At 74.3% G+C, this 6,698-nt stretch carries 6 protein-coding genes and 1 tRNA gene; 4 read left to right on the top strand and 3 right to left on the bottom strand.

Annotated elements, in window-relative coordinates; translation table 11 throughout:
• Window positions 1–42: 42 nt before the first annotated feature.
• The 3 genes from ACFQ11_RS09110 to selD are packed head-to-tail and all read right to left on the bottom strand — an operon-like array spanning window position 43 to window position 2,842.
• Window positions 43–312 (bottom strand): GlsB/YeaQ/YmgE family stress response membrane protein, encoded by a 270-nt coding sequence (locus tag ACFQ11_RS09110; protein ID WP_378297545.1) that lies wholly within the window; start codon window positions 310–312, stop codon window positions 43–45.
• On the bottom strand, window positions 309–1,802 hold the full coding sequence (locus ACFQ11_RS09105; protein ID WP_378297544.1) for a peptide MFS transporter: 1,494 nt from the start codon (window positions 1,800–1,802) through the stop codon (window positions 309–311). Before ACFQ11_RS09105 ends, ACFQ11_RS09110 begins: the two co-directional genes overlap by 4 nt.
• Before the next feature lie 47 nt (window positions 1,803–1,849).
• Window positions 1,850–2,842, bottom strand: a complete 993-nt coding sequence (gene selD, locus ACFQ11_RS09100) for a selenide, water dikinase SelD (RefSeq protein WP_378297550.1) — start codon at window positions 2,840–2,842, stop codon at window positions 1,850–1,852.
• A gap of 193 nt (window positions 2,843–3,035) precedes the next feature.
• On the opposite strand from selD, the gene ACFQ11_RS09095 reads away from it, so the two are divergent.
• From ACFQ11_RS09095 to fdhD, 4 genes are all read left to right on the top strand, one after another.
• Window positions 3,036–4,880 carry an AMP-dependent synthetase/ligase gene (locus ACFQ11_RS09095; protein ID WP_378297543.1) on the top strand — a complete coding sequence of 615 codons (1,845 nt, stop codon included), beginning with the start codon at window positions 3,036–3,038 and terminating at the stop codon, window positions 4,878–4,880.
• Between the two features lie 37 nt (window positions 4,881–4,917).
• A tRNA-Sec gene (locus ACFQ11_RS09090) sits at window positions 4,918–5,010 on the top strand.
• Between the two features lie 172 nt (window positions 5,011–5,182).
• The gene (locus tag ACFQ11_RS09085) at window positions 5,183–5,815 is read left to right on the top strand and encodes a trimeric intracellular cation channel family protein (protein ID WP_378297542.1); all 633 of its coding nucleotides are present in this window, start codon (window positions 5,183–5,185) and stop codon (window positions 5,813–5,815) included.
• 57 nt (window positions 5,816–5,872) lie between these two features.
• Window positions 5,873–6,685, top strand: a complete 813-nt coding sequence (gene fdhD, locus ACFQ11_RS09080) for a formate dehydrogenase accessory sulfurtransferase FdhD (protein WP_378297541.1) — start codon at window positions 5,873–5,875, stop codon at window positions 6,683–6,685.
• Window positions 6,686–6,698: the final 13 nt, after the last annotated feature.

Here is a 6,698-nt window from a genome sequence, read left to right as displayed (position 1 = left end):
GGGCGGGCGTCGACCGGGCGCTGATCGCCGCGGGCGCGGCCGTCAGCGCGTTCGGCCGGCGGGCCAGCAGGCGGCCACCAGGACCACGGCGGCGACCGCGGTGCCGACCTGCACCGCCGCCTGCCGGAGGCCCCAGGCCGCCTCCTCGGGCCCGAACAGGCCGAACAGGCCGGTCCCGGCGAACGCGGCGACGACCCCGACCCCGATGGTTGCCCAGGCCGGCATGGTCGGCCGGCCGGGGGTGACGAGGCGGCCGAGGACGCCGACGGCGGCGCCCAGGACGATGGCGGCGATGCTCCCGGCGATGGTCATGCGCGCCCCGTCGCCGGCGGTGCGTGCTCCTCGCCCATCAGGCGGCGCAGGGACCGGACGAACGCGAACATCGCCGCCCCCGCGACGATCGTGAACGCGCCGAGGGTGAGGAAGTACCGCACGTCCCCCCAGGCGTCCTCGAGGCGGGCGACCTGCCCGCCGACCGCGTCGCCCGCCGCGGTGGCCAGGAACCACACGCCCATCATCTGGCTGGCGAAGGCGTGCGGCGCCAGCCGGGTCGTCACCGACAGGCCGACCGGCGACAGCGACAGCTCACCGAACACCTGGAGGAGGTAGACGGCGATCAGCCACGCGATCGTCACCCGGCCGCCGCCGGCGGCGGCCGCCGCCATCGACATCACGACGAACGACAGCCCCACCATGACGAGCGCGAACGCGAACTTGTGCGGGGTGCTGACGCGGCGCCCGAAGCGGGTCGTCCACAACCACGCGAACACACCGGCGAAGCAGATGATCAGGATGGGGTTGATGTTCTGGGTCCAGCTCGTCGGCATCCGCCAGCCGAAGAAGTCGAGGTCGACGTGCTCGTCGGCGAAGACGTTCAGCGGCCCGGGCGCCTGGTCGTAGATCATCCAGAAGACGGCGGCGCCGACGAACAGCCACACGTAGGCGCGCAGCCGCACGCGTTCGTCGTCGGTGACCTCGTGGCTGCGCAGCAGGTAGCCGAGGTAGACGGCGGGGACGACGAGCGCCAGCACGGTCAGCGCGACCGTGACGGCGTCGACCGTGAGCTCCCCGAGCCCCGCGAGGATCGCCACGACGGCGGCCGTGAGGGCGAGGCCGCCGAGGACGTACCGGGCGAGGGTGCGGCGTTCGTCCGGGGTGAGCCGGTGGCCCGGGGCCTCCCCCACGCCGCGCAGGTGCCGGGAGCCGAGCACGTACTGCAGGAGCCCGATCCCCATGCCGACCGCCGCGGCGCCGAAGCCGGCGTGCCAGTTCACCTTCTCGCCGAGCCAGCCGACGAGGAAGGGGGCGAGGGAGCCGATGTTGATGCCCATGTAGAAGATGGAGAACCCGGCGTCGCGGCGCGCGTCGTCCTGCCCCTCGTACAGCTTGCCGACCATGGTGGAGATGTTGGGCTTGAGCAGCCCGGTGCCCAGGATGATCAGCACGAGGCCGAGGTAGACGAATCCCGCGCCGCCCGGTACCGCCATCGAGACGTGCCCGAGCATGATGACGACGCCGCCCCACAGGACGGCCCGGCGGGCGCCCAGGATGCGGTCGGCGATCCAGCCGCCCGGCAGGGCGACGAAGTACACCATCGACATGTAGACGCCGAGGAGCGCCTTCGCCGTCCCCTCGTCCATGTCGAGCCCGGCCTCCGCGGGCGGCGCGATGAGGAACAGGACGAGGATCCCGCGCAGCCCGTAGAAGCTGAACCGCTCCCACATCTCCGTGAAGAACAGCGTGGCCAGACCCCACGGATGGCCGAAGAACGTCCGTTCTCCCCGGACGGACGCATCCGTCATGCGACCTCCCCCCGATCATCGCGACGGGGGTCCTACCCAAAGATCGGCTAGCGCACCACGAGCGTCCGGCGGCCGCGCGGCACCAGTTCGCCGATCACCGGCGCCCCGGGGATCTCGCCCGCCACCAGGAGCCCGCCGGACGTCTGCGCGTCGGCGAGCAGCAGCCGTTCCTCCTCGCCGATCCGGCGGAAGTCGGCGTGGGGCGACACCCACGCCAGGTTCCGGCGGGTGCCGCCGGGGACGAACCCGTCGCGGACGGCGGCGCGGGCGCCGTCCAGGTACGGGACGGCGGCGGCGTCGACGACGGCGGTGACGCCGCTCGCCCGCGCCAGCTTGAACAGGTGGCCGAGCAGCCCGAACCCGGTGACGTCGGTGGCGCAGCGGGCGCCGCCGTCCAGGGCGGCCCGCGCGGCCGCGGCGTTCAGCTCGGTCATCGTCGCCACGGCCTGCGGGAACGCCTCGCCGGTCGCCTTGTGCCGGGCGTTGAGGGCGCCGAGGCCGAGCGGCTTGGTCAGCGTCAGCGGGGTCCCGGCGCGGCCGCCGTCCAGGCGCAGCAGCCGGTCCGGGTCGGCGATGCCGGTGACGGCGAGGCCGTACTTGGGCTCGGGGTCGTCCATGCTGTGGCCGCCCGCGATGGCGCAGCCCGCGGCGGCGGCGACGTCCCGGCCGCCGCGCAGGACCTCCCGGGCGAGGTCGCCGGGCAGCAGGTCGCCGGGCCAGGCCAGCAGGTTCAGCGCCATCAGCGGCTCGCCGCCCATGGCGTAGACGTCGGACAGCGCGTTGGCGGCGGCGATCCGGCCCCAGTCGTAGGGGTCGTCGACGACCGGGGGCAGGAAGTCGGCGGTGGACAGCACGGCGCGCCCGTCCGCGATCCGCACCGCCGCGGCGTCGTCGCCGTCCTCCCCGCCGGCCAGCAGCGGTGCGCCGCCGCCGGTGAGCCCGGCCACGACGCGCTCCAGCTCGCCCGGGGGGATCTTGCAGGTACAGCCGCCGCCGTGGGCGTACTGGGTGAGGCGTGCGGTGCGGGCGAGGGGGGTCACCGGGAAATTTAATGCACAACTACCGCAAATGATCAACAACCGGACGGTACGGGATCGATCACCCAGCGACCACGGGCGGCCGCCACCTGCGAAAGGACGCCCGGACCCCTTGCCCGAACGGTGTTCGGCGTGGTGCGATTCGACTCTGCAAGTTATCACTTACTTCGGCATCGACACCGACACGAGGGGCGACATGGGCATCCAGGAGCAGCGCGCGGAACTCGACCGGGCCCTCGCGGGCCGGACCGTCTGCGGCGAACTCGCCGAGACCGCGGACCTGCACGGCGACCGGCCCGCCTACTCCGACCCCGACGGGGCGGGCTGGCGCACGCTCACCTGGGCCGAGACCCGCGCCCGGGCGCTGGAGACGGCGGCCGGGTTCGCCGCGCTCGGGCTGCGGCCGGGCGAGGTCGTCGCGCTGATGATGCCGAACCGGTCCGAGCACGTGCTCGCCGACCTCGGCGCCGTCCACGCCGGGGGCGTCCCCACCACGGTGTACGCGACGCTCGCCGCCGAGCAGATCGCGTTCGTCGCCGGCGACTGCGCCGCGAAGTACGCCGTCCTCGACGGCCGCGACCAGCTCGACCGCTGGCTGCCCGCCCTCGACCGGCTGCCCGGCCTCCGCAAGATCATCGTGGTGGACGCCGCCGCCTGCCCGGACGGCGACGACCGCTTCCTGACCTGGGACGCCTTCACCGAGCTCGGGCGCTCGTCCCTCGCCGCCGAACCGGCCGAGATCGACCGGCGCTGGCGGGCGGTCGCGCCGGAGGACACCGTCACCCTGCTGTACACCTCGGGCACCACCGGCGACCCCAAGGGCGTGCTGATCACCCACTCGATGGTGCTGCACGAGGCCGCGATGGTCCGGGGCAGCTCGGTGCTGCCCGAGCACCCCGCGGGTGTCTCCTACCTGCCGTTCGCGCACATCGCCGACCGCGTCCTCAGCTACTACCTACCGATCCGGCTGGGCTCGCACGTCCACTTCTGCCCGGACCCGGCGAAGCTCACGTCCGTCCTCCCGCAGGTGCGGCCGCACTCGTTCTTCGGCGTCCCGCGCGTCTGGGAGAAGATCATGGCGGGGATCCAGGCCGTGCTGGCCGCCGAGCGGGACGGGGCCAAGAAGGCCGCCGTCGCCGCGGCCCTCGACGCCGGCCGCGCCTACGTCACCGCCCAGGAGTTCGGCAACACCCTCACCCCGGAGATCGCCGCCGCCTACGAGCGGGCCGACGAGGCCGTCCTGACCCCGATGAAGGCGATGCTCGGCCTCGACCGGGTCGGCCAGGCGTCCAGCGCCGCCGCGCCCCTGCCCGAGGACGTCGCCCGCTTCTTCGCCGGCCTCGGGCTGAAGATCTTCGACGCGTACGGGATGACCGAGACGACGGGCGCGATCACCGCGAACCTCGCCGACTCCTTCAAGCTCGGGACGGTCGGCCGCGCGCTCGGCGGCGTCGAGCTCAAGATCGCCGACGACGGCGAGATCCTCGTGCGCGGCGCGACCTGCACCCCCGGCTACCTCGACCGGCCCGAGGCCACCGCCGCCCTCATCGACGCCGACGGCTGGGTGCGCACCGGCGACGTCGGGCGCCTCGACGAGGACGGCTTCCTCCGCGTCGTCGACCGGAAGAAGGAGCTGATCATCACCGCGGGCGGCGAGAACATCGCCCCCTCGATGATCGAGAACATGCTCAAGGAGCACCCGCTCGTCGGGCAGGCCCTCGCCTACGGAGACCGCCGCCCCTACGTCGTCGCCCTCGTCACCCTGGACGGCGAGGTCGCGCCCGTCTGGGCCGCCGCGCACGGCATCGAGCGGACCGACCTCGCCTCGCTCGCCGAGCACCCGGTCGTGCTGGAGGAGATCGGCCGCGCCGTCGCCGACGCCAACGAGCGGCTCGCCCGCGTGCAGCGGGTGAAGAGGTGGCGCCTGCTGCCCGCCGAGTGGACCGCCGAGAGCGAGGAGCTCACCCCGACCCTGAAGCTGAAGCGCCGCGTCGTCCACGGCAAGTACGCGTCGGCCATCGACGCGCTGTACGCGTCCTGATCCGGAACCGCCGCGGCGGGCCCCTATGATCGGTGGCGGAGGCGTGTGAGCGCCTGGTGGCCTCCCCGACCTTCAAAGTCGATGGTCCCGAGCATCTCGGGACGGCGGGTTCGATTCCCGTACGCCTCCGTTTCCCCGTCCGCACGTACGTTCCGGCCGCCCGGCTCGGCGGCCGGTGCCGCTGTCCCGGTGCCGCTGTCCTGGTACCGCTGTCCCGGTGCCGCTCGCGGGCGCGTCGTGCGCGGGCCGTACCGTGAGGGCATGAGTGGGCGCCGGATCGCGTACGCGGTCGTGATGGGGACGTGACCGAGCGCCTCACCGACGTCGCCTGGCTGCTCGACCTGGCGGGCGTGTTCGTCTTCGCGGTGTCGGGCGCCCTCACGGCCGTCCGGCAGAAACTCGACGTCGTCGGCCTGGTGGTGCTCGCCGAGATCACCGGGCTCGGCGGCGGGATCGTCCGCGACCTGATGATCGGCGCGGTGCCGCCGGCCGCGTTCACCAGCCTCGGCTACGTGCTGGTCCCGCTGGCCGCGTCCGCGCTGGTGTTCTTCTGGCACCCGCACGTGCAGCGGCTCATGCCCGGCATCATGCTGTTCGACGCCGCCGGGCTCGGCCTGTTCTGCACGACCGGCACCGTGAAGGCCCTCGCCTTCGGGCTCTCGCCGCTGCACGCGGTGCTGCTCGGGACGATCACGGCCGTCGGCGGCGGCGCCCTGCGCGACCTGCTGAGCGGGCAGATCCCCGCCGTGCTGTACGACCGGCAGCTGTACGCCCTGCCCGCGCTGCTCGGCGCGGCCGCGGTGGCCGCGACGGACGCGGCCGGCCTGCACGGCGACGGCGTCACCGCGGGCGCCGCCGTCCTGGCGTTCGGGCTGCGGGTGCTGGCGATGCGGTACGGCTGGCGGGCGCCGCGGCCGCGCGGCGTCTCCGACTGATCCCCCGCCGCCCTCCCCCGGCCACGGGCGCGGCCGATCCGGGGTACGGTCGTGGTCATGGGGCGGATCACCGTGCGCAGGCCGATACTGAGGCTGAGCACCGGCGGGACGCGCGCGCGGCGGCCCGACACGCTCGCCGTGGAGGAGCCGCTGGAGATCCGCGTCGCCGGCCGGCCGCTCACCGTCACCATGCGCACCCCCGGGCACGACTTCGACCTGGTCGCCGGATTCCTCGCGGCCGAGGGCGTCATCGCGGACGCGGCCGACCTGGCGGCGATGCGGTACTGCGCCGACACCGAGGAGCAGAACGTCCTGGACGTGGCGCTGGCGCCGGGCGTCCCGGAGCCGGACGCGTCGATGACGCGGGCGTTCACCACCACCAGCGCGTGCGGGGTCTGCGGGAAGGCGAGCATCGAGGCGCTGCGCGCCGACCGGCCGTACGACGTCGCCGCGGACCCGGTGCGGCTCACCGCCGCGACGCTCGCCGCCCTGCCGGACCGGCTCCGCGCGGCGCAGCGGGCGTTCGACCGGACGGGCGGGCTGCACGCCGCCGGGCTGTTCGACGCCGCGGGCGGGCTGCTGGCCGTCCGGGAGGACGTCGGGCGGCACAACGCCGTCGACAAGGTGATCGGCTGGGCGCTGCGGCGCGCGGAGCTGCCGCTCGCGGGGCGCGTGCTGATGGTCAGCGGGCGCGCGTCGTTCGAGCTGACGCAGAAGGCGATGACCGCCGGGATCCCGGTGCTGGCGGCGGTGTCGGCGCCGTCCTCCCTCGCGGCCGACCTCGCCGAGGACGCCGGGATGACGCTCGTCGGGTTCCTGCGGGGCGAGACCATGAACGTCTACACCGGCGCCGGGCGCGTCACCGCCTGACGACGCGCCGTAG

The sequence above is a fragment of the Actinomadura sediminis genome (assembly GCF_042675525.1).
In the GTDB taxonomy this organism is placed as follows: Bacteria; Actinomycetota; Actinomycetes; order Streptosporangiales; family Streptosporangiaceae; genus Spirillospora; species Spirillospora sediminis.
The sequence above is the reverse complement of the archived record's forward strand: the minus strand, read 5'-3'. Positions and strand labels throughout refer to the sequence as shown.

Coding starts and splice junctions, on each gene's coding strand:
- ACFQ11_RS09110 (WP_378297545.1), bottom strand. CDS start 312: ATGACCATCGCCGGGAGCATCGCCGCCATCGTCCTGGGCGCCGCCGTC.
- ACFQ11_RS09105 (WP_378297544.1), bottom strand. CDS start 1,802: ATGACGGATGCGTCCGTCCGGGGAGAACGGACGTTCTTCGGCCATCCG.
- fdhD (WP_378297541.1), top strand. CDS start 5,873: ATGGGGCGGATCACCGTGCGCAGGCCGATACTGAGGCTGAGCACCGGC.
- ACFQ11_RS09095 (WP_378297543.1), top strand. CDS start 3,036: ATGGGCATCCAGGAGCAGCGCGCGGAACTCGACCGGGCCCTCGCGGGC.